A 19,219-nucleotide genomic window follows, 5' to 3' on the forward strand; every position below is an offset into this window, starting at 1 on the left:
GGCGACGTGTGCTTTGTGGCTGGCGCTTTAGCCCCGCGGCGCGACCGTGCTGCCGCGCGACAACGTCGGACCACAGTCATCCAGACCGTCCCCGAACCGCTGCGCCTCCACGTTCATCATCGTGACCTGCGCATAGTGCTGAACCGCCGCGAGCTTCGCCGGATCGGTCACCGCGTCCTTGCGGACGAAGTCTCCCTGGCGCTTGCCCGGGCCGGGGTACACCAGGATCGGGACATAGTCCCGGTCGATGCGGGGGTCGATGCTGATCTCGTTGCCGTCCGCCCACGGGCCCCACGAGTGGATGAAGGTCGGCTTCACCGTGTCGAACACGTAGTTGCGCAGGCCGACGAGGTCTTCCTTGTGCGTGAGGTCCGCGATCGGCGCGTTGACCAGGCCGGCCATGTCGACCAGTTCCAGCCTGCTCGTCATCGACGAGCCGCCGAGGTCCGGCAGGAGCAGCGAAGCCTGCTGCAGGCCGAGCATGTCCGCGTAGGTGTTGAAACCGCGGCCGAACCGGTCGGCGATCAGGCACGCCGGCACGGTGGGGCTCTTGATGAACTCGTCGGACTGGTTCACGAAGCCGATCGCCGACGGCACCGACGCGGCCACGAGCACGAGCGCCGCGACCGCGCGCCACTGCACCTTTGCCAACGAACGCAGCAGCTCGGCGAACGCCATGACACCGCACAGCGTGCCGAGCACCCACACCGGCGTCGCGAAGCGGTACTGCGCCATCCAGTCCGGAACCATCACGCCGTACGCGATCACGCCGAGCACCAGCGGCGTGACCAGCCCGATCAGCGGACGCCGCCACGGTGCCTTGACCAGCGCCCAGACGACCACCGCGACCAGCACGAGCGTCAGCGCGATGCCGACGTACTCCACCAGCTGGTTCGGTCGGATGATCGACGCGAAGGTGGGCAGCCCCTGCTTCTTGGCGACCGACGGGTTGGCCAGCAGCCGGTGAAACTCCGTGTAGCGCCAGACGACGTAGCCGCCGAACAGCACGGCGAAGGCCGCGATGGACACCAGTGCGGAGCGGAGGCTGGGCCAGAAACCCTCGCGCTTCACGCCGAACAGCAGGACGATCGGGTACGCGCTGGCGTAGATCAGGCCTTCCGGCCGGGTCAGCGCGGCCGCGGCGACGAGCACGCCCGCGACGATCGCGACCTTGAACGACAGCGAGTTTTCCTTGCGCAGCGCGGTGAACAGCAGCGCCGCCAACGCGGTGGTGAAGAACGCGAACAGCGAGTTCTCGAGGCCGGAGACCACCCAGATCACGAACGACGGGATCGCCGCCAGCCCGAGGCCGGTGGCCAGCGTGATCGCCCACGCGTGCCTGCGGAACACCTGCCGGGCCACCAGGTGGCACAGCACCAGGATGCCCGCGGTGAAGAACAGGCCGAGCAGCTTGGGGAACAGCACGTAGTCCGGGATTCCGAACAGCAGGCCCTTGTCGAACAGGCCGACGACCTTGCCCAGCGCGAGCAGGATCATCCACGTCGGGTCGGAGAAGCCTTCCACCGGCGGCTGGCCGGGGGCCAGCACCGGGCCGAGCCCGTCGGCGACGCTGCGCGAGTAGGAGAACGTGATGGCCGCGTCGTCGACGATCCAGTGCCCGTAGCGGGTGGCGTGCCAGGCGACCGCGGCCACGCCGGCCAGCACGGCCAGCGTCGAGGCCAGCCAGCTGAGCTTGAACCGCGCGGGCGGATCGGTCGTCTCCTCCCCCGGCAGGTCTGGCTCCGATACTGCGGTGAGTGCGCTAGCCGTCATGTCCTCGTCACTGTTTCCACTTGCGGATGCTGCCGAAGAAACGCACGAGCCTGCGCCCCCCTTGAAGTCCCGGCCGGGACCAGCGCCGCGGCGCCGCGGTCGACACCGCACTCTAGCCAATACCTCATTCGGGGCGTTTCACACGTCATCCCCGACCGTGATCCACGTCACATCCGCACTGCTCAGGACAGATGCGAGATGTCGTTCACCAACCGCACCGAGGCGTTGCCGTCGGGATAGAACTCGACGATCGACAGCGACGCCAGGTCGAGGTGCAGCCGGAACAGCAGCGACGGCCCGGCGTCGAGCCCCATCCGCAGCAGGGTCTTGATCGGCGTCACGTGGCTGACCACGAGCACCGTGCGCCCGTCGTACTGCTCGACGAGGTCGCGGCGGGCCTTGCCGACCCGCTCGTGGACAGCGTCGAAGCTCTCGCCGCCGGGCGGCGGGCACGACGAATCGCTCAGCCAGCAGCGGTGCAGTTCCGGATCCCGTCGCGCGGCCTCGCCGAAGGTGAGGCCCTCCCATTCGCCGAAGTCGGTCTCGATGAGGCCGGGGTGCGTTTCGACCCGGCCGCCGAGCGCGTCGGCGACCGCCTGCGCGGTCTGCTTCGTGCGGATCAGCGGCGACGAGACGATCGGGGCCGGTTCGCCGTCCTCGCCGATCAGCCCCGGCATCGCGGCCAGCCGTTTGGCCGCCGCGGCGGCTTGGCCCCGGCCGTGTTCGGTGAGCGGGACGTCGCCGCGCCCGGAGTAGCGGCGGTCGACCGACATCTCGGTCTGGCCGTGGCGCAGCAGGAGCAGTTTGGTGGGCGTGCCGCGGGCTCCGGTCCAGCCCGCCGGCGACACCCGGTCCGGCTCGGAGACCTTGGCCTTCGGCCGCTTTTCGGCGACCGGGGCGGGCGAGGTGGCCCCGGACCCGGCGCTGTCCATCGCGACGTTCGCCAGCCGGTCCGCGTGCGAATTCTCCGCGCGCGGGATCCAGGTGTAGCCGACGCGGTCGAAGCCCGCCGCGATCTCGCGCGCCTGCGCGGCCAGCGGCTGCAGCGCGGCGTGCTTGATCTTCCACCGCCCGGACATCTGCTCCACCACGAGCTTCGAGTCCATCCGGACGTCCACAATGGACACTCCGAGCTCGGCCGCGGCGGCGAGCCCGGCAACGAGCCCGGAGTACTCCGCGACGTTGTTCGTGGCGATGCCGAGGTATTCGTAGCGCTCGGCGAGGACTTCGCCGGTGGCCGCGTCCTTCACGACCGCGCCGTAGCCCGCCGGGCCCGGGTTGCCCCGGGATCCGCCGTCGGCCTCGACGATCGCCCGTTCGGTCACAGGCCCGACTCCAGCGTGCGGACCAGGATCGCGCCGCAGTTGTCGCACTGCACGACGCTGTCCTCGGCCGCGGCCTTGATCTCGGAGATGGTGTTGCGGTCGAGTTCGAGCTGGCAGGCGCCGCACCGGCGGGCCCGCAGCAGCGCCGCGCCGATGCCCTTGTGGTCGTAGACGCGGGTGTACAGCTTGAGCAGCGGCTCCGGGAACCGCGGCAGCAGCTTCGCGCGGTCCTCCTTGCGGCGGGCCTCGGTGGTGTCGAGGTCCTTGAACGCCTCGTCGCGGCGGCCGGCGGCGGCCTCGACCGCCTGCTGCGCCTTGTCGACCTCGGCGCTCGTGCGCTGCGCGTCCAGGCCCAGTGCCTCGCGCTGCTCCATCAACTCCAGCAGGTCGTCCTCGAGCGCGCCCTTGCGGCGGCCGAGCGTCTGCAGTTCGTGCTCGATGTCGGTCATCTGCTTGGCGCCGACCGACCCGGATTCCAGCAGCTTGCGGTCGCGGTCCTCGCGCGCCCGCACCGATTCGACCTCTTTCTCCTGCCGGGCGATCTCCCGGTCGAGGTCCGACGTCGCGGTCTCGACGGACACGAGCGCGTCGCGCTTGTCCCGGACGGTCTTCTCCCCCGCCTCGATCTCGGCGAGCTCGGGCAAGGTGCGGCGGCGGTGCGCGACGCGCGAAAGCTCGGCGTCCACCTTCGCGAGTTCGAGCAGCTGACGCTGGACGGCGGGGTCGGACTTCACTGTGCTCCCTGATTTAGTTACTGGGCGGTAGCGCGGATGGTCCACGGGTCGGTGCACCGCGTGGAGACGTGAGCTTCGACGGTACCCGCAAAGGCCGCGCCGACAAGGGCCGAGGCCTGTCCGCACCACGGCCACTCGCTGGCCCAGTGCGTCAAGCCGACCAGCGCGGGCACGGTTCCGGCCGCGGCGAGGTGTTCGCCGGCCGGATGGTGGCGCAGATCCGCGGTCACGTACGCGTCGACGCCCTCGGCCGTCGCCTTCGCGAGGTACGAGTCGCCCGCGCCGCCGGACACCGCGACGGTACGGATCGGCCGGTCCGCCTCGCCCGCGCCGAGCACGCCGGGCACGGTCGGCGGCAATGCGTCGGCGACCCGCTGGACGAACTGCGCGAACGGCTCCGCGGCGGGCAGGTGCCCGATCCTGCCGATCCCGGTGGCACCGCCGGGTTCGTGCGGGTCGAGCGGCCGGTCGACCACGAGCCCGATGGCCTGCGCGAGCGCGTCGGACACGCCGGGGTCGGCCGAGTCGGCGTTGGTGTGCGCGCAGTAGAGCGCGATGCCGCCGCGGATCATGCGGTGCACGAGCGAGCCCTTGGCGGTGTCGGCGGGGACACCGTGCACACCGCGCAGCAGCAGCGGATGATGCGCGACGATCAGCTGCGCGCCGATTTCCTCGGCCTCGGCGAGCGTCTCCTCGACCGGGTCGACGCAGAACAGCACGCGGGCGACGTCCTCGGCCGGGTCTCCGCAGACAAGCCCGACCGCGTCCCAGCTTTCCGCCAGCCGGGGCGGGTAACTGCGTTCGAGGACGGCGATGATCTCGGCTAATGCAGGCACCTGGGGATCCTCGCACGGTCGCTCTGGGAGACTGCCCACCATGCCCAAGCTGGTGTTTGTCTGCTCCGGAAACATCTGCCGCTCCCCCATGGCGGAGCTCGTCTTCCGCAAGAAGCTCGCCGACGCGGGCCTCGCCGACGCCGTGCAGGTGTCCAGTGCGGGCACCGGTCCCTGGCACGTCGGGGAGGCGGCTGACCGGCGGGCGCGCGCCACGTTGAAGGCGCACGGCTACCCCACCGAGCACATCGCGGCCGAGGTCAGCGACGAAGACCTCGAAGCCGATCTGCTGCTTGCGGCGGACGAGAGTCATCTGGGCTTCCTGCAGTCCCGCGTCGAAGACCCTTCGCGGGTGCGGCTGCTGCGCTCCTTCGACCCGTCCGCTCCGGAAGGCGCCGAGGTGCCGGACCCCTATTACGGCGGCGACGGCGGCTTCGAGGACGTGCTCGGGATGATCGAGCGGAGCGTGCCGGGACTGCTGGACTGGGTCCGCGAACAGGCGTGACGTCCGGTCCGGGTGCGCGCACGGAACGCGACGGCCTACCGTAGAGGGGTGCGGTTGCGGTTTCTGCTCCGGCCAGGATGGCTGGCGTTGACAGTGGTGGTGTTCACCTTCGCCATCTGCTGTTACACGTTGCTGGCCCCGTGGCAGTTCCGCCGCGACGGCGAGCAGGTCACCCAGAACAACGCGCTGACCACGTCGTTCACCGCGAAGCCCGCGCCCGCGGCGCAGCTGCTGCCGCCCGGGACGAAGCCGGACAAGAACACCGAGTGGCACCTCGTGTCGATCACCGGCACGTACCTGCCTTCGGCGGAAGTCGTCGCGCGGCTGCGCACTGTGCAGGGCCAAGGCGCGTACGAGGTCCTCACGCCGCTTCGCGCCACCGACGGCACTGTGTACCTGATCGACCGCGGCTACGTCGGGCTCAGCAGCGACTCCGGTGTGCTCCCGTACGCGGCTGCGCCGGGCGGGCAGGTGACGGTCGTCGCGCGTGTGCGAAGCGACGAGACAGACCCGAAGAACCGCGACGCGTTCGCCGACGCCTCGACGAACGGGAAGCTGCAGAGCTACACCGTCGACTCACGCGTGGTCGCGAAGTCTTCCGGCCTCACCATCCGGCCGGGTTACTTCCAGCTCGACCAGAATCAGCCGGGCGTGCTCAGCGCGCTGCCGCTGCCGCAGCTGGAGTCGGGGCCGTACTTCTCGTACGCGCTGCAGTGGCTGGCTTTCGGCACGATGGCGTTGCTGGGCTGGCTGTACTTCACGATCCGCGAGCTGCGTCCGGGCGGCGCGCTAACGACCGAGCGCCCGCAGCGCGGCCGGCGCAAGTCCGTCGCGGAGATGCTCGCCGAAGAAGAGGACGAGTACACGCCGACCGCCTGAGTGGCCTGGTCGTTCTCCGGAAAAATGGCCCTTTGTCCGGGCCACTCGCGGCACTGATACTGGCGGCATGCTGATCCACCCCTGGGACACCGCGGACGAGAACGAATGGCGGGACTGGCTCGCCGGACACGATTTCGGCGAACTGGTCGCCGGCGGCCGCGGCCGTGATCTCCCGGTGGTGGTGCCGACGCACTTCGTCTTCGACGGCGACGCGACCGTCCGCCTGCACCTCGCCCGGCCGAACCCGGTGTGGCCGCTGCTGGAGGAACACCCGCGCGCGCTGCTCACGGTGACCGGCGATTACACCTACATCCGCTCGGACTGGAACACCACCGACGATCCCGCGCTCGGCGTGCCCACTTCGTACTACGCGAGCGTGCAGCTGACCTGCGACGTCCGGCTCGTCGACGATCCGGCGGAGAAGGCGGCGCTGCTGAACCACCAGCTGGCGCACTTCGAGCCGGACGGCGAGCGCACCCCGGTGTCCGCTGTGGACGCTCCGGACCGGCGGCTGCTGCCCGGCATTCGCGGCATCGAGCTGACCGTCACCGAGGTGCGGGCGAAGTTCAAGTACGGCGGGAACAAGAAATCCGAGGACCGGCAGCGGATCGGGGCCCGACTGTCCGAACGGGACGGTTTCGGCGACGCGGAGGCCATCGCGCACCTGAAACCCTGACGGCTCAGGGGTTTCGGCGACGCAATCCGGTCAGCACCGCGACGACCACCGACGTCCCGGCGGCCAGCCAACCGACCACTCGGGACAGTTCCACCGCGCGCGTGACGTGTCCGGCGTCCGGATTCCGGCCCACCCCGAGCACCGGCAGCTCCACCACGCCCTGCGGATACTCGGTCCGCCCGCCGACCCGAATCTCCAGCGCCCCGGCGAAAGCCGCCTCAACGCGACCGGCGTTCGGGCTCGGGTGCGCGATCGTGTCGCGGCGCCAAGCCCGCCACGCGCCACCCGCGGAGCCGCCCACCACCGGCGCGCCCACAACGGTCAGCGCGGCGGCGACCCGGGTCGGCAGAAGGTGCACGAGCTCATCGAGCCGGTCGATAGCCCAGTGTCCAGGAAGCAGCCGCCGCAGCAGTCCGATCGTCCGCGCCGCCAGCAGCCCGGGCACGCCCGCGACCGCGCCCCACAGCAACGGTGTCACGACCACTTCGGACGTGTTCTCCGCCAAAGTTTCCACGGACGCACGGGAAAGCCCGATCGTGCCAAGCCCGTCGGTGACGCGCGGGTCCAGTTCGGACAGTGTGTCGCGCGCCGGTTCGAGACGGCCCTCTTCGAGATCGCGCGCCAGTTCCGTGCCCTGCGTCGCCAGCCCGGCCGCGCCGACGACCGCCCAGGTCGCCACCGCCGTCGCGGTCGCCTGCAGCACTGGGCTGCGGCGGCCGGTGCGCTCGACCAGCACCCCAGCCGCGACTGCCGCGCCAGCGATTCCGAGCCCGGTCGCGCGTCGGGAGCCAGTGGTGGCGACTACCTGACGGAAGGCGGTCACCGGCGGCCGTCGCCGCGGATCGCCGAGTGCACCGTCGGCGGCCAAACCGAGAATCAAGCCGATCGCGCGCGCCGCGCTCACCAGTAGCCCCCCGAACGTGGACGATTCAGCCGCCGAGATTACTCGACACCGCGGCGGCGATTTCCTCGCGTGCCTGCTCCACGATGTCGCGCATCGCGCGTTCGGCGCGCACCGGGTCGGCGAGGTCGATCGCCTCCGCCACTTCGACGTGCAGCGCGACTGCCTCGGGCTGCGGTTCGTCCGGCATCAGGCCGTGCCCGGTGCGGCCGGCGAGCACTTCGGCGACCACTGAGGACAGCTGCGCGAACATCGGATTCCGTGACGCGGACAGCAGCAAATCGTGGAATGCGACGTCGTGGCCAAGGAAGGTGTCGAGATCACGGGCGCGCGCCGTGCGCTGGAGGTGCACCGCCAGCGCGCGGAGCCGTCCGCGTTCCTCCGGGGTCGCGCGGATCGCGGCGAACCGGGCAGCGCACGGCTCGACGGCCGAGCGCAGTTCGGTCAGCGTGCGCAGCGCGGCCGGCCGGTCCGCGCCGTCGAGCTGCCAGCGGATCAACCTCGGGTCATAGTGGTTCCACTCGGCCGGCTCGCGGACGGTGACCCCGACGCGGCGGCGGCTGCTGGTCAACCCCATCGTCTCGAGGACCCGCACCACCTCGCGGGCTACGGTCCGCGAAGTCCCGTACCGCTCCTGCAACTCCTCGGAGCGCAACACCGCGCCCGGCGCCAGCTCGCCGCTCGCGATGGCCGCGCCGAGCTCGTCGAGCATCTCCTCGTGCCGATCAGTCCCCACCGCGTTAACCTAGCGCTCTGACTCGATTAAGTACTACTTCTTCTTGATTAAGTAGTACTTTTGAGTTTGACTCTCCAGAGCACAAAGACGTGGGAGGTGCGGATGACGGTCATCGTGGTGATGGGCGTATCGGGCTCGGGCAAGACGACGGTCGGCACAGCGATCGCGGAGCGGCTCGGGACCGTGTATGCCGAGGCAGACACCTTCCACCCGCGGGCGAACATCGAAAAGATGACCGCCGGGATCCCGCTGACCGACGAGGACCGGGCGCCGTGGCTCGCGTCGATCGCGACCTGGATCGGGAAGCACCATGAAAACGGCGCGGTCGTGAGTTCGTCCGCGCTGAAGCGGCGCTACCGCGACGTGCTCCGCGGCGGCGGGGACGTCTGGTTCCTGCACCTGCACGGCTCGCGCGACCTGCTGGCCGAGCGGATGAAGACCCGCACCGGCCACTTCATGCCGGTCTCGCTGCTCGATTCCCAGCTCGCCGATCTCGAACCGCTGGAAGCGGACGAGCCGGGAGTGACCCTCGACATCAGCCGCCCGCCCGCCGACCTCGTCGCGTCGGCGCTGAAAGCGTTCCAGGAGCGCGCATGACCACCCTCGCCGCCGGCTGGACCGGCCACGACACCCGCCTGATCCTCGCCACGGTGCTCGCCATCGCCGTGATCGTCGTGCTGATCAGCAAGGTGAAACTGCACCCGCTGCTCGCGCTCACGCTGGGCTCCGGCGTGCTCGGCCTGGTCGCCGGAATGCCGGTGGACAAGCTGCTGAAAAGCTTCACCAACGGCGTCGGCAGCACCGTCGCGTCCGTCGGCGTCTTGATCGCTTTCGGGGCCATGCTGGGCAAACTGCTCGCCGATTCCGGCGGCGCGGACCGGATCGTGGACACCGTGCTCGGCCGGGTCCGCGGCGGCGGGCTGCCGTGGGCGATGGCGCTGGTGGCCGCGCTGATCGGGCTGCCGATGTTCTTCGAGATCGGCCTCGTGATGCTGATCCCGGTGGTGCTGCTGGTCGCCAAGCGCAGCGGGAAACCGGTGCTGCTGCTGGGAATCCCGGCGCTGGCCGGGCTGTCGGTGCTGCACGGCCTGATCCCGCCGCACCCCGGCCCGCTGGCCGCCGCCGGTTCGCTGAACGCCAACGTCGGCCTCACCCTGGGCCTCGGCCTGCTGGTCGGGCTTCCGACGGTGATCATCGCCGGCCCGCTGTTCGGCCGTCTCGCCGCGAAGATGGTGCCCGACGCCGAACCCCCCGCCCGGCTGGTCCCGGAATCCGAAGGCACCGACGAAAAGCACCGCCCGAGCTTCTTCGCGACGCTGTCTACGGTGCTGCTGCCGGTCGTCCTGATGCTGGCCAAGGCGCTCGCGGACATCCTGGCGGACAAGGGAAACCCGGCCCGCCGCGTCCTCGACTTCATCGGCGACCCGCTCGTCGCGCTGCTGCTGGCGGTCCTCGTCGGCATGGTCGTGCTGGGCCGCCCGGCGCGGTTGAACCGGGAACGGCTGTCGTCGATCATCGGCGATTCCCTCGCCCCGATCGCCGGCATCATGCTGATCGTGGCCGCGGGCGGCGGATTCAAGCAGACCCTCGTGGACGCCGGGGTCGGCGACGTCATCACCAGCCTGTCCAAGGGCGCGCACCTGTCGCCGCTGCTGCTCGGCTGGCTGGTCGCGGTGGCGATCCGCCTGGCGACCGGTTCGGCGACGGTCGCGACGGTCTCCGCGGCGGGCATCGTGGCCCCGCTGGCCGCGACCCTCGACCCGACGCACAACGCACTGCTGGTGCTGGCCATCGGCGCCGGTTCGCTCTTCTTCTCGCACCTGAACGACGCCGGGTTCTGGCTGGTCAAGGAGTACTTCGGGATGTCGGTCGGGCAGACGCTGAAGAGCTGGTCGGTGATGGAGACGGTGATCTCGGTGGTGGCGATCGCGTTGATCTTGCCGCTGGGCGCATTGCTTTAGCGCTGGTTGATTCCCTTCACGGACGCGGCGGGGCTTCCGGTGGCGGAAGCCGCGCCGCGTCCGTTCGGCCCACCTCGCTAACGGTCGAAATCGCCGGTGGAGCCGATTGCCAACTGGGTGCCGGTGTGACTGCTGTACAGCTCACCGGTCGCGAGAAAGGTGTAGTGGCCGCTCACTCCGCTGACCTTGGGTGTCCAGCACACCCGCTGGAACGCACCCACGTTGAGCTTTTCCCGAAACCCGAGATAGCCCCAATAGTTGCGCGATCGCCTAGGCCGAAGGCGCGACCGCTACCGCGGCCGAACACAGCAGCCCGAGCACCGTCGCCATCTTCACCGCGTTCTTCATTTCTCGTCCTCCCCCTGATTCCTGCCTCATGCGCACGATCTGAGCGAACTGATCACGTTGTCGAAGCTGTAGCGCGGACCAAGCGGGCCTTGCCACTCCACCGAAATTCGCAACGAACCGCCCGAGTAACCCGAGTCGCGGTAGACGCACCACACGCTCGTGGTGCGGTTCCACACATACGAGGCCTGATCGTTGAAAACGTGCCCGTTGATGGGTTTCGCGAGATCGGACGAGCCGAGCTGGAACTTGGCGAAGTGCCCGGTCGCGTTCGGCTCCTCCCAAACGCAGAAATAGTCGTCGGGACAATCATGCAGGTCCGCCGCACTGGCGTACGCCGCCGAAGGCAAGATCACCGCGGCAATGGCCGACATGACAATGAAAAGAATCCTCGTTCGACGCACACTTCCCCCATCTTCGCTGTCGCGACTCCCCCAGCGGGCCAGCAAACCAGAAGGTACCGCCCGGACGCCGTGATGTGACGCATCGAGACCGAACGTCACCCGTACGGCCGTCGACGAGATTCGCGCCCCCCTCCGCCTCGCTGGTTGACATGTGACCTTTTGGTCACCTATTCTCGGTGCGTGCCCGACGAGGACCTGGTTTTCAAGGCTCTGGCGGATCCGACCCGCCGGTTCCTGCTCGACCTGCTCTACGCGCGTGACGGCCGCACGCTCACCGAGCTGGAGTCCGAAGTGGACATGTCCCGGTTCGGGGTGATGAAACACCTCAAGCTGCTCGAGGAGGCCGAGCTGGTCACCTCGCGCAAGGAGGGGCGGGAGAAGCGGCATTTCCTGAACCCGATCCCGATCCGGCAGATCCACGACCGCTGGATCGACAAGTACACCGCACACCACACCTCGGCGCTGCTGGACCTCAAGGCCCGGCTCGAAGCCGAAGAAACCGTTAAGGAGCCGGAAAAATGAGCGACACCACGACCGTTCAGGTCAACCGCGTGTACATCAAGGCCACCCCGCAGGCGGTGTGGGACGCCATCACGAAGCCGGAATGGACCCAGAAGTACGGCTACACCGGCCTGGCCGACTACGACCTCAAGCGCGGTGGCAAGCACCGCACCAAGCCGACCCAGGAGTTCATCGACTCAGGGTTCACCAGCGATCTCCTCGACGGCGAAGTGCTGGAGGTCGATCCGCCGCGCAAGCTGGTGGTCACGTGGAAACTGCAGATGGATCCGAGTCTCGTCGCCGAGCCGTACACCACGGTCACCTACGACATCGAGCAAACACAGACCGCGGGCACCCGGCTCACCGTCACCCACGACGTCACCGGCGCGCCGAACCACGCGGCTCTCGTGTCCGGCCAGCACGAGGACGTCAACGCCGGCCCGGGCGAGAACGCCGGCGGCGGCTGGGCGTGGATCCTGTCCGACCTGAAGTCGGTCCTGGAGACCGGCAAGGGCATCGCGGCCTGACGCGAGGGGGTGGCTGCCTTGCTCGGGCAGCCACCCCGCTGTCACGCGCGCTGCGTCGCAGCTTTCAGCGCGGCTTTCGCCGACGCCGATGCGCCGAGTTTGTCCAAACCGAACAGTGCGGCTCCGACCACCGGGTTCACCTCCACCACGCGCACTTGCGCCCGCGGTGCGACCTTCAGGCAGCGCCGTTCGATGTCCGCGATCACCGGCGCGCCGACACCGGTCAGCACGCCGCCGCCGAGGATGACCTCGGGAGCGGACGTCGTGAGGTCCAGCCGGCGCATGATCGCCGCCACCAGCAGGCTCACTTCCTCGGCGAACCGCGTCACCACGTCCTGCGCGACCTCGTCACCGGACGCGGCCACCTCGAACAACAACGGGCAGAGGCCGTGGATCTTCGCGGCGTCGATTTCCTCGAAGTGCAAGCCCTGCACCACATCCAGCAGCTTCGAAGCACCGAAGTACTCCGCGACAGCCGATTCCAGCGCAGTTCGCGGACCGCGCCCGTCTTCCGCGCGGACGGCCCACCACAGGGCTTCTTCGCCCAGCCGGTAGCCGCCACCCCAGTCGCCGGATACCTTGCCCAGCGCGGGAAAACGGTACGAACGGCCGTCCGGAGCGAAGCCAGCGCCGTTGATACCAGCGCCGCACACCACCGCTACCCCGGTGCCGTCGGAACTTCCGGCCCTTAGCAGCGCCAGCACGTCGTTGCCGACGTCCAAAGTGGAGCTCCAGCCGCGCGCCGACAAAGCCTTGTGCAGCGCCTCTTCTTCCCGGGGGAAGTCGAGTCCGGCCAGGTACGCCGAGGTATGCACGGCGAACAGTGGCTCGGTCGAAAGCCCGCCGGCACGGAGAGCTTCGTGGACGAATTCCTCAAGTGCGGCAACGCATCCGTCGACGCCGACGCGCTGGGGAGAAACGCCGGGGCCGCGGGAAGCACCGAGCACGACGCCGTCCCGCGAAACCACCAGCACCTCGGTCTTGCTGTTCCCCCCGTCGATCGCGACGACGGTGTCGCTCATGCCCGCGCCCAGGGCAGGAAATCCCGGTTGCGTGCGACGAGTTCGTCCGCGAGCTTGTCCGCCTTGGTGTACTGGCCGACCAGCGGATGCGCGAGCAGCGCGTCCGCGACCCGGTCCCGGCCGCCCTTGATCGCGGCGTCCAGGGCCAGGTACTCATACCCCGTGACCCCGGCGATCAGCCCGGCGAACCGCGGGTCGACCGGAGCCTGCGGGATCGGGGTCGCACCCGCGGAATCCACAGTGGACGAAACCTCGATGACCGCGTCGTCCGGCAGGAAGTTGAACGTGCCGTTGTTGCGGACGTTCACCACGTGTTCCTCGGCGCCACCGCCGGAGGTGAGCGCGTGCACGAGCTGCACCGCCGCCTCCGAGTAGTACGCGCCGCCGCGCTTTTCCAGCGACTCCGGCTTCGTGACCTGCTCCGGGTCGAGGTAGATCTTCAGCAGTTCTTCCTCGACGTCGCTGACCACCTCGGCCCGCGGACGCTCGGTCTGCTGCTTCGCGACCTGCGCGTCGTGCGAGTAGTAGTACTTGAGGTAGTACGACGGCACGGCCTGCATCCGCTGCATCCACTCGACCGGCACGCTGACCTCTTCGCCGAGGTATTCCGCGTGCTGGGCGAGGAGTTCCGGCAGCCGGTCGACGCCGTCGACCAGGACGCCGCGCTCCCAGCTCAGGTGATTCAGTCCAGTGTGGACCAGCTTGACGTCGCCGGTCGAAGCGCCGAGCAGCTTCGCGAACTTGCGCTGCAGGTTGATCGCGACGTTGCACAGCCCGACCGCCCGGTGGCCCTCCTGCAGCAGCGCGCGGGTGACGATGCCGACCGGGTTGGTGAAGTTGACGATCCAGGTGTCGTCACCGGCGACCTTGCGCACGCGCTCGGCGATGTCGAGCACCACCGGCACCGTGCGCAGCGCCTTCGCCAGGCCGCCCGCACCGGTCGTTTCCTGGCCGACACAACCGCACAGGTGCGGGAACGTCTCGTCCGACGCGCGGGCCTTCTGCCCGCCGACGCGCAGCTGGATGAGGACCGCCGACGCGCCGTCGACGCCCTCCTCCAGATTCGCGGTGGTGCGCACGCGGGCCGAGTGCCCCGCGTGGTTCAGCAGCCGCTGGCTGAAATCGCCGACCGCTTCGACCCGGTAGGCGTCCGGGTCGATCAGCACGATCTCGTCGACGTCGAGCGAGGCCCGCCGCCCGGCGATGCCGTCGATCAGCTCCGGCGTGTAGGTGGACCCACCGCCGACCACTGCCAGTTTCATCCCTTGACTCCCGTGAACGTGATGCCCTTGACGAACGACTTCTGCGCGAACACGAACAGCACGATCACCGGCAGCATGATCAGCGCGGTGGCGGCCATCGTGAGGTTCCATTCGACGTGGTGCATGCCTCGGAAGGACGCGATCGCCAGTGAAAGCGGCCAGTTGTCTTTGTTCTCGCCCGTGTAGAGCAGCGGGCCGAAATAGTCGTTCCAGGTGAACAGGAAGCAGAACATCGCGGTGGCCGCGATCCCCGGCTTCGCCATCGGGATCAGCACCCGCGTGAGCACCCGGAACTCGTTGCAGCCGTCGATCTTCGCCGCTTCGAGGTAGTCCTTCGGAATGGTGAGGAAGAACTGCCGCAGCAGGAAGATCGAGAAGGCGTCGAAGAAGAAGTACGGCACGATGAGCGGCACCAGCGTGCCGGTGAACCCGAGCCGCACCCACAGGTCGTACAGCGGAACGACAGTGACCTGCGGCGGCAGCATCATCGCGACGACGACGAGCATGAAGCACAGGTTCTGCCCGCGCCACCGCAGTTTCGCCAGCCCGTACGCCGCCGGGATCGCCGAGACCAGCGCCCCGATCGTCGCCAGCGCCGAGTACAGGAAGCTGTTGCCGAAGTACTCCAGCAACGGAGCCTTCCGGAACACCTCGACGAAGTTCTCGAAATGCCATTCCGTCGGCCACAGGCTGGAGGTCATCGCCTGGTCGCTCTTCATCACCGAGGTGAGGAAGACGAACAGCAGCGGCAGCATGAAGATCAGGCCGAGCGCGATGCCGACCGCATGCGTGGCCACAAAGGACAGTTTCTTGTCCCAGCGCCGCTTGAACTTCTCCCGCGGATGCACCGGAGGAGCCGGACGCGGCGGTGCCGAAAGCGTCGTCATGCTCCGTCCTCCTGATGTTGCGTCTTACGCATCTGTCGCACGAGAATCCACGTGAAGCCCGCGGAGACCAGGAACAGCAGCACGGCCATCGCCGCCGCGTAACCCATGTTGAAGTACCGGAAACCCTGCACGTACAACCAGATCGGATACGTCAGCGTCGAGTTTTCCGGCGCACCGATCAGTTTCGAGTTCCCGGCGACGTCCGCCGTTCCCGCGGAAGCGGACGCGGCGACAATCGCTTGAGTGAAGAACTGCAGCGCGTAAATCATCGAGTTGACCACACCGAACAGCAGCACCGGCGAGATCGACGGCAGCGTCACGTGCCAGAACCGGCGAATCGGGCCGGCCCCGTCGAGTTCCGCGGCCTCGTACTGCTCCTGCGGGACATCCAGCAACGCGGCCAGAATGATGATCATCAGCTCGCCCGAACCCCACAGCGCGAGCAGGGTCAGCGCGGGCTTCGACATTTCCGGGCTGTTGAACCACAATCCGCCGTCGATGCCCACGAGCCGCAGGAACCGGTTCACCGGACCGAATTCCGGGTTGAACACGAAGACGAACGCGAGCGTCGCCGCCGCGGGCGGGGCGAGCGCGGGCAGATAGCAGAGCGTGCGGACGATGCCGACGCCCGACTTCAGCCGCGAAATCACCGACGCCACGCCGAGCGAGAACAGCACCCGGCAGATCGTCAGGATGATCACCAGCCACAACGTGTTGTACGCGGCGGTTTTCACCAGCGGCTCGCTGGTGAACATGCGCACGTAGTTGTCGAACCCGATCCACTGTGGAGGGTTGATCAGGTCGTAGCGGGTGAACGAGTAGAACAGCGTCGCGCCGAGCGGGTAGGCGAAGAAGATGAGGAACCCGAGGGTCGCCGGCGCCATGAACCAGAACACCGTGCGCCTGCGCTTGGCCCGGGGAGACCCCCTCCGCGCCTGGTTCGGCGCGGAGGAGGTTCCGGATTCCGCCGCGGTCAGCGTGGTCATCCGCCGGAGCCCTTCTGCGCCAGCTCGTCGTTGATCTGCGCGTCGACCTTCTTGAGGCCCGCGTCCAGATCGGGGACCGACCCGGCCTGCCACTTCTCGGCGAAGTCGTTGACCGCCTTGAGGAACGCGTCGCCGATCGGCGTGGTCGGGTTGGCGACCAGCTTGCCGCTGTTGTAGATGTCGGTGAAGGTCTTGAACTGCGGCGGCATCTTCAGATTCGGCGAGTTCAGCGAATCCTTGGTGCTGGGCACGTTGTTCAGCCCGTTGGCCATCTCGACGAGAGTGTCGGTGTCGAGCGAGGCCTGCTTGATCAGCTCCCACGCCGCGCCGGGGTTCTTCGCGCCCTTCGGGATCGCGATGATCGTGCCAGTGCCGAACCCGCCGCCGTACTGGCCGGCCAGGCTGTCGAGCACCGGAGCGGGCGCGGTGCCGTAGTCGAGCGAGGGCACCTGGTCCTTGAGGAACGCGGTGCGGAACTCGCCGTCGTAGATCATCGACAGCTTGCCGGTCTGGAAGCCGTTGTCCTTCGAGTACTCGTCACCGAGGCCGGCCTTGAACTTCTCGACCTTCTCGTGCCCGCCGTAGAAGTCGATGAGCTTCTTCTGGAATTCGAACATCTCCTTCCAGCCGGGGCTGGAAGCGAGCGACGACTTGCCGTCCGGGCCCATGAACTTGGCCCCGAAGTTCGGCGCCCAGTACTGCGCCTGGTTGGCGTAGAACGGCATCGACGGCAGGAAGCCCGCGGTCTTGATCGAACCGTCCGGGTTGAACTCGGTGAGCTTCTTGACGTCCTCGAACAGTTCCGTGGTGTTCTTCGGCGGGCCGGCGATGCCCTTGGCCGCGAACTGCGTCTTGTTGTAGAAGAACCCGTACACGTCGGCGAGCATCGGCATCGCGCACCGCTTGCCCTGGTACGACGTGTAATCCCGGACCGCCTGCGGGATCTGCTCGAGGTCGACCTTGTCGCGCTCGATGTAGGGCTTCAGGTCCTGGAAGCTGCCGGTCGAGCACCACGCGCCGAGGTTGTCGGTGTAGAACGAGATCGCCACGTCCGGCGGGTTGCCGCCGCGGATCGACTGGGTGAGCTTGTCGTCGTCCTGGTTCCCCTCGTGCTTGATGGTGATGTTGGGGAACTTCGCCTTGAGCTTGTCCAGCGCCTTCGTGACCACGCCGTACTCGCGGTCGGTGAACTTGCTATAGACGGTGATGGTGAGCTTGTCGTCCTTGTTCGGCGGCGCCGCGGCGTCGCCGCCTCCTGCGGGCGCGGCGGCACCGCACGCGGCGGTGGCCAGCAGCGTGCTCGCCGCGACGGCGCTGAGCAGCAGAGACCCGCGCTTGCGCGCGATTCTCCGGATGCGGGTGGGAGCGGACATGAACCCTCCTGTCCTTCGGGTGGGTCTACTCGGTCGGGGACGGGGCTTGCTCTCCGGCGGACCGACGCGGCCCGAGGAGCGTGGGGGTGACGACGCCGAAGACGTCTTCACGGGCGGTGGCGAGCGCGGACTGCAACGCACCGGCGCGCACCGCGTTGCCCTGCACCGAAGCGACGCCGACAGGCGTGCGCGGCAGGACCAGTTCGTGCAGCTTTTCGGCGACGATCCCGGCGAACTCGTCGCCGCCGGCGCGGCTGGTCTCACCGCACAGCAGGATGAGCTGCGGGTCGGCGACCGCGACGAGGCTCGCGACTCCGCTGGCGACGCGGCGCGCGAGATCGTCCAGAAACCCAACGTGCGCCGTGTGCCGTGCCTGCGTGACGGCGTCCCATCCGCTGTCCGCGGAGATGCCGTGCGCCTTGGCGAGCCGGGTGATCGCGGACGAGTCGACCAGGTTTCCGAACCGCGCGCCGGCGGACGGCCAGCTGTCGCCAGTGTCCACAGTGGCCGGATCGGGAACCCGCATCCAGTCGATCTCGCCGCCGCCACCGGTCGCGCCGCGCAGCAGCCGCCGTCCGATGACGACCGCGCCGCCGACGCCTTCGGACAGCCAGACCAGCACGAAGTCGTCGACGTCACGGGCGTTGCCGACAGTCATTTCCTCAACCGCGACAAGGTTTACGTCGTTCTCGATCTTGACCGTGACACCGAGTTCGTCGCTCAGCCGCGCCGGCACATTGAACCCGAGCCAGCCCGGGATGTGCGGGGCCGAGGACAGCAATCCGGTGCGCGGATCGAACGCGCCCTGGGCGCCGATGACCACATTGGCCAGATCGTCGAGCTGCATGCCCGCGGCCTTGGTGACCCGGCGCAGGGCTTGCCCGAACGACCCGACAACATCCGCGTCCTCGGCCACCGGAAGCTGCACGCGGTACTCGGCGAGCACGGCCCCGGCGACGTCGGCGACCACGAAGTCCGCGACCCGCGGGGTGAGATCGACGGCCGCGACGTGCGCGAGCCCGCCGTTGACCGCCCACAGCTGAGCGCGCGGCCCGCGCCCGCCACCGGCCCGCTCCCCCGCCTTGCCGACGAGATTGTCCTGCTCAAGCCGGGTAAGCAACTGCGCGGTGGCCGGTTTGGACAGCCCGATGGCGGCCTCCAGCTCGGCCCGCGTGAGCGGCCCGTTCCGCAGCAACGCCTCGATCGCCGCGCGGTCGTTCATCTCGCGCAACGTTCGCGGACTGCCGGCTCGCACCTGGCTGCTCCTTTATTAGGAAACTTTACAGACGGTTTTCCGGGACTGTAGTGAGCGCGGCCACACGCCGTCAATGGGCTAGGGAAACGGCGGGGTAACGGCTTGATACCGCGGAATGTCAGCGACCGGCACAGGGTGACCGGGCGAGCGCGGACCGTACGCGGTCCAGACCAGCGGAGAGGGGTGGTCCGGGATTTCCGGGGACCAGACGGCGGTTGCCGAGGGGCGGACTCGCCTCGTGGACTTGCACTGCTGCCGCGGCGCGGACGGTCGCGGCTCGACGGCGCGGTGCGAAAGCGGGTTCGTCGTGAGTGGCGATGCCGGTTCTCACCGG

The 19,219-nt window shown here is 68.7% G+C and carries 20 protein-coding genes; 7 read left to right on the forward strand and 13 right to left on the reverse strand.

All coding sequences use genetic code 11. The features are described from left to right. Nucleotides 1-27: 27 nt before the first annotated feature. From ACFXI3_RS16380 to ACFXI3_RS16395, 4 genes are all read right to left on the reverse strand, one after another. Nucleotides 28-1,773 (reverse strand): hypothetical protein, encoded by a 1,746-nt coding sequence (locus ACFXI3_RS16380; protein WP_378400175.1) that lies wholly within the window; start codon nucleotides 1,771-1,773, stop codon nucleotides 28-30. A 182-nt stretch (nucleotides 1,774-1,955) separates the two neighbouring features. After that, nucleotides 1,956-3,098, reverse strand: coding sequence for a bifunctional RNase H/acid phosphatase (locus tag ACFXI3_RS16385; protein ID WP_378400176.1), 1,143 nt, complete (start codon nucleotides 3,096-3,098; stop codon nucleotides 1,956-1,958). Beyond that, nucleotides 3,095-3,832, reverse strand: a complete 738-nt coding sequence (locus tag ACFXI3_RS16390) for a zinc ribbon domain-containing protein (protein ID WP_378400177.1) — start codon at nucleotides 3,830-3,832, stop codon at nucleotides 3,095-3,097. The genes ACFXI3_RS16385 and ACFXI3_RS16390 overlap by 4 nt, the downstream gene beginning before the upstream one ends. Nucleotides 3,833-3,849: 17 nt before the next feature. Next, complete coding sequence (locus ACFXI3_RS16395) at nucleotides 3,850-4,668, reverse strand: Nif3-like dinuclear metal center hexameric protein (protein WP_378400178.1); 819 nt, start codon at nucleotides 4,666-4,668, stop codon at nucleotides 3,850-3,852. A gap of 40 nt (nucleotides 4,669-4,708) precedes the next feature. On the opposite strand from ACFXI3_RS16395, the gene ACFXI3_RS16400 reads away from it, so the two are divergent. The 3 genes from ACFXI3_RS16400 to ACFXI3_RS16410 all read left to right on the forward strand — a co-directional run bounded on the left by ACFXI3_RS16400 (nucleotide 4,709) and on the right by ACFXI3_RS16410 (nucleotide 6,725). After that, the gene (locus tag ACFXI3_RS16400) at nucleotides 4,709-5,170 is read left to right on the forward strand and encodes a low molecular weight protein-tyrosine-phosphatase (protein WP_378400179.1); all 462 of its coding nucleotides are present in this window, start codon (nucleotides 4,709-4,711) and stop codon (nucleotides 5,168-5,170) included. Between the two features lie 48 nt (nucleotides 5,171-5,218). Continuing rightward, nucleotides 5,219-6,049 (forward strand): SURF1 family cytochrome oxidase biogenesis protein, encoded by an 831-nt coding sequence (locus tag ACFXI3_RS16405; RefSeq protein ID WP_344288475.1) that lies wholly within the window; start codon nucleotides 5,219-5,221, stop codon nucleotides 6,047-6,049. Nucleotides 6,050-6,116: 67 nt separating this feature from the next. After that, on the forward strand, nucleotides 6,117-6,725 hold the full coding sequence (locus ACFXI3_RS16410) for an FMN-binding negative transcriptional regulator (RefSeq protein WP_378400180.1): 609 nt from the start codon (nucleotides 6,117-6,119) through the stop codon (nucleotides 6,723-6,725). A 4-nt stretch (nucleotides 6,726-6,729) separates the two neighbouring features. On the opposite strand, the gene ACFXI3_RS16415 is transcribed toward ACFXI3_RS16410, so the two are convergent. Together ACFXI3_RS16415 and ACFXI3_RS16420 are read right to left on the reverse strand one after the other, a co-directional pair. Further along, nucleotides 6,730-7,629, reverse strand: a complete 900-nt coding sequence (locus tag ACFXI3_RS16415) for a cobalamin biosynthesis protein (RefSeq protein ID WP_344288479.1) — start codon at nucleotides 7,627-7,629, stop codon at nucleotides 6,730-6,732. A gap of 25 nt (nucleotides 7,630-7,654) precedes the next feature. Continuing rightward, nucleotides 7,655-8,338 (reverse strand): FCD domain-containing protein, encoded by a 684-nt coding sequence (locus ACFXI3_RS16420; RefSeq protein WP_344288889.1) that lies wholly within the window; start codon nucleotides 8,336-8,338, stop codon nucleotides 7,655-7,657. 126 nt (nucleotides 8,339-8,464) lie between these two features. Here ACFXI3_RS16420 and ACFXI3_RS16425 point away from each other — a divergent pair, with 126 nt between their 5' ends. Both ACFXI3_RS16425 and ACFXI3_RS16430 read left to right on the forward strand, forming a co-directional pair. Then, nucleotides 8,465-8,959: a gluconokinase gene (locus ACFXI3_RS16425; protein WP_344288481.1), complete on the forward strand. Its 495-nt coding sequence runs from the start codon at nucleotides 8,465-8,467 to the stop codon at nucleotides 8,957-8,959. Next, nucleotides 8,956-10,323 (forward strand): gluconate:H+ symporter, encoded by a 1,368-nt coding sequence (locus tag ACFXI3_RS16430; protein ID WP_378400181.1) that lies wholly within the window; start codon nucleotides 8,956-8,958, stop codon nucleotides 10,321-10,323. Before ACFXI3_RS16425 ends, ACFXI3_RS16430 begins: the two co-directional genes overlap by 4 nt. 374 nt (nucleotides 10,324-10,697) lie before the next feature. Here ACFXI3_RS16430 and ACFXI3_RS16435 read toward each other — a convergent pair whose 3' ends face one another. Beyond that, entirely contained in the window at nucleotides 10,698-11,171 is a 474-nt protein-coding gene (locus ACFXI3_RS16435) for a peptidase inhibitor family I36 protein (RefSeq protein ID WP_378400182.1), read from the reverse strand. Nucleotides 11,172-11,252: 81 nt separating this feature from the next. Between ACFXI3_RS16435 and ACFXI3_RS16440 the strand changes: the two genes are divergently transcribed. Both ACFXI3_RS16440 and ACFXI3_RS16445 read left to right on the forward strand, forming a co-directional pair. Further along, nucleotides 11,253-11,594: a metalloregulator ArsR/SmtB family transcription factor gene (locus tag ACFXI3_RS16440; protein WP_344288486.1), complete on the forward strand. Its 342-nt coding sequence runs from the start codon at nucleotides 11,253-11,255 to the stop codon at nucleotides 11,592-11,594. Then, entirely contained in the window at nucleotides 11,591-12,100 is a 510-nt protein-coding gene (locus ACFXI3_RS16445; protein ID WP_344288488.1) for an SRPBCC domain-containing protein, read from the forward strand. The genes ACFXI3_RS16440 and ACFXI3_RS16445 overlap by 4 nt, the downstream gene beginning before the upstream one ends. Before the next feature lie 41 nt (nucleotides 12,101-12,141). Here the strand turns inward: ACFXI3_RS16445 and ACFXI3_RS16450 are convergent, their stop codons facing one another. From ACFXI3_RS16450 to ACFXI3_RS16475, 6 genes are read right to left on the reverse strand one after another with little or no spacing between them, the layout of a single operon-like run. After that, nucleotides 12,142-13,122, reverse strand: coding sequence for an N-acetylglucosamine kinase (locus ACFXI3_RS16450; protein WP_378400183.1), 981 nt, complete (start codon nucleotides 13,120-13,122; stop codon nucleotides 12,142-12,144). Further along, on the reverse strand, nucleotides 13,119-14,384 hold the full coding sequence (locus ACFXI3_RS16455) for a 6-phospho-beta-glucosidase (protein WP_378400184.1): 1,266 nt from the start codon (nucleotides 14,382-14,384) through the stop codon (nucleotides 13,119-13,121). Before ACFXI3_RS16455 ends, ACFXI3_RS16450 begins: the two co-directional genes overlap by 4 nt. Beyond that, nucleotides 14,381-15,271 (reverse strand): carbohydrate ABC transporter permease, encoded by an 891-nt coding sequence (locus tag ACFXI3_RS16460; RefSeq protein ID WP_370940210.1) that lies wholly within the window; start codon nucleotides 15,269-15,271, stop codon nucleotides 14,381-14,383. Before ACFXI3_RS16460 ends, ACFXI3_RS16455 begins: the two co-directional genes overlap by 4 nt. After that, entirely contained in the window at nucleotides 15,268-16,257 is a 990-nt protein-coding gene (locus tag ACFXI3_RS16465) for a sugar ABC transporter permease (protein ID WP_344288496.1), read from the reverse strand. Before ACFXI3_RS16465 ends, ACFXI3_RS16460 begins: the two co-directional genes overlap by 4 nt. Beyond that, a complete protein-coding gene (locus ACFXI3_RS16470; RefSeq protein ID WP_344288498.1) occupies nucleotides 16,254-17,630 on the reverse strand; it encodes an extracellular solute-binding protein in 1,377 nt (458 codons plus the stop codon). The genes ACFXI3_RS16465 and ACFXI3_RS16470 overlap by 4 nt, the downstream gene beginning before the upstream one ends. 25 nt (nucleotides 17,631-17,655) lie before the next feature. Beyond that, nucleotides 17,656-18,885: an ROK family transcriptional regulator gene (locus ACFXI3_RS16475; protein ID WP_377926004.1), complete on the reverse strand. Its 1,230-nt coding sequence runs from the start codon at nucleotides 18,883-18,885 to the stop codon at nucleotides 17,656-17,658. Nucleotides 18,886-19,219: the final 334 nt, after the last annotated feature.

It is taken from the genome of Amycolatopsis sp. NPDC059235, from assembly GCF_042754125.1.
GTDB classification, from domain to species: domain Bacteria; phylum Actinomycetota; class Actinomycetes; order Mycobacteriales; family Pseudonocardiaceae; genus Amycolatopsis; species Amycolatopsis albidoflava.

What these genes read in the sequence shown, in the direction of transcription:
- ACFXI3_RS16445 (WP_344288488.1), top strand. Translation starts at nt 11,591, where the DNA reads ATGAGCGACACCACGACCGTTCAGGTCAACCGCGTGTACATCAAGGCC.
- ACFXI3_RS16470 (WP_344288498.1), bottom strand. Translation starts at nt 17,630, where the DNA reads ATGTCCGCTCCCACCCGCATCCGGAGAATCGCGCGCAAGCGCGGGTCT.
- ACFXI3_RS16460 (WP_370940210.1), bottom strand. Translation starts at nt 15,271, where the DNA reads ATGACGACGCTTTCGGCACCGCCGCGTCCGGCTCCTCCGGTGCATCCG.
- ACFXI3_RS16400 (WP_378400179.1), top strand. Translation starts at nt 4,709, where the DNA reads ATGCCCAAGCTGGTGTTTGTCTGCTCCGGAAACATCTGCCGCTCCCCC.
- ACFXI3_RS16430 (WP_378400181.1), top strand. Translation starts at nt 8,956, where the DNA reads ATGACCACCCTCGCCGCCGGCTGGACCGGCCACGACACCCGCCTGATC.
- ACFXI3_RS16420 (WP_344288889.1), bottom strand. Translation starts at nt 8,338, where the DNA reads ATGCTCGACGAGCTCGGCGCGGCCATCGCGAGCGGCGAGCTGGCGCCG.
- ACFXI3_RS16455 (WP_378400184.1), bottom strand. Translation starts at nt 14,384, where the DNA reads ATGAAACTGGCAGTGGTCGGCGGTGGGTCCACCTACACGCCGGAGCTG.
- ACFXI3_RS16465 (WP_344288496.1), bottom strand. Translation starts at nt 16,257, where the DNA reads ATGACCACGCTGACCGCGGCGGAATCCGGAACCTCCTCCGCGCCGAAC.
- ACFXI3_RS16425 (WP_344288481.1), top strand. Translation starts at nt 8,465, where the DNA reads ATGACGGTCATCGTGGTGATGGGCGTATCGGGCTCGGGCAAGACGACG.
- ACFXI3_RS16450 (WP_378400183.1), bottom strand. Translation starts at nt 13,122, where the DNA reads ATGAGCGACACCGTCGTCGCGATCGACGGGGGGAACAGCAAGACCGAG.
- ACFXI3_RS16410 (WP_378400180.1), top strand. Translation starts at nt 6,117, where the DNA reads ATGCTGATCCACCCCTGGGACACCGCGGACGAGAACGAATGGCGGGAC.
- ACFXI3_RS16380 (WP_378400175.1), bottom strand. Translation starts at nt 1,773, where the DNA reads ATGACGGCTAGCGCACTCACCGCAGTATCGGAGCCAGACCTGCCGGGG.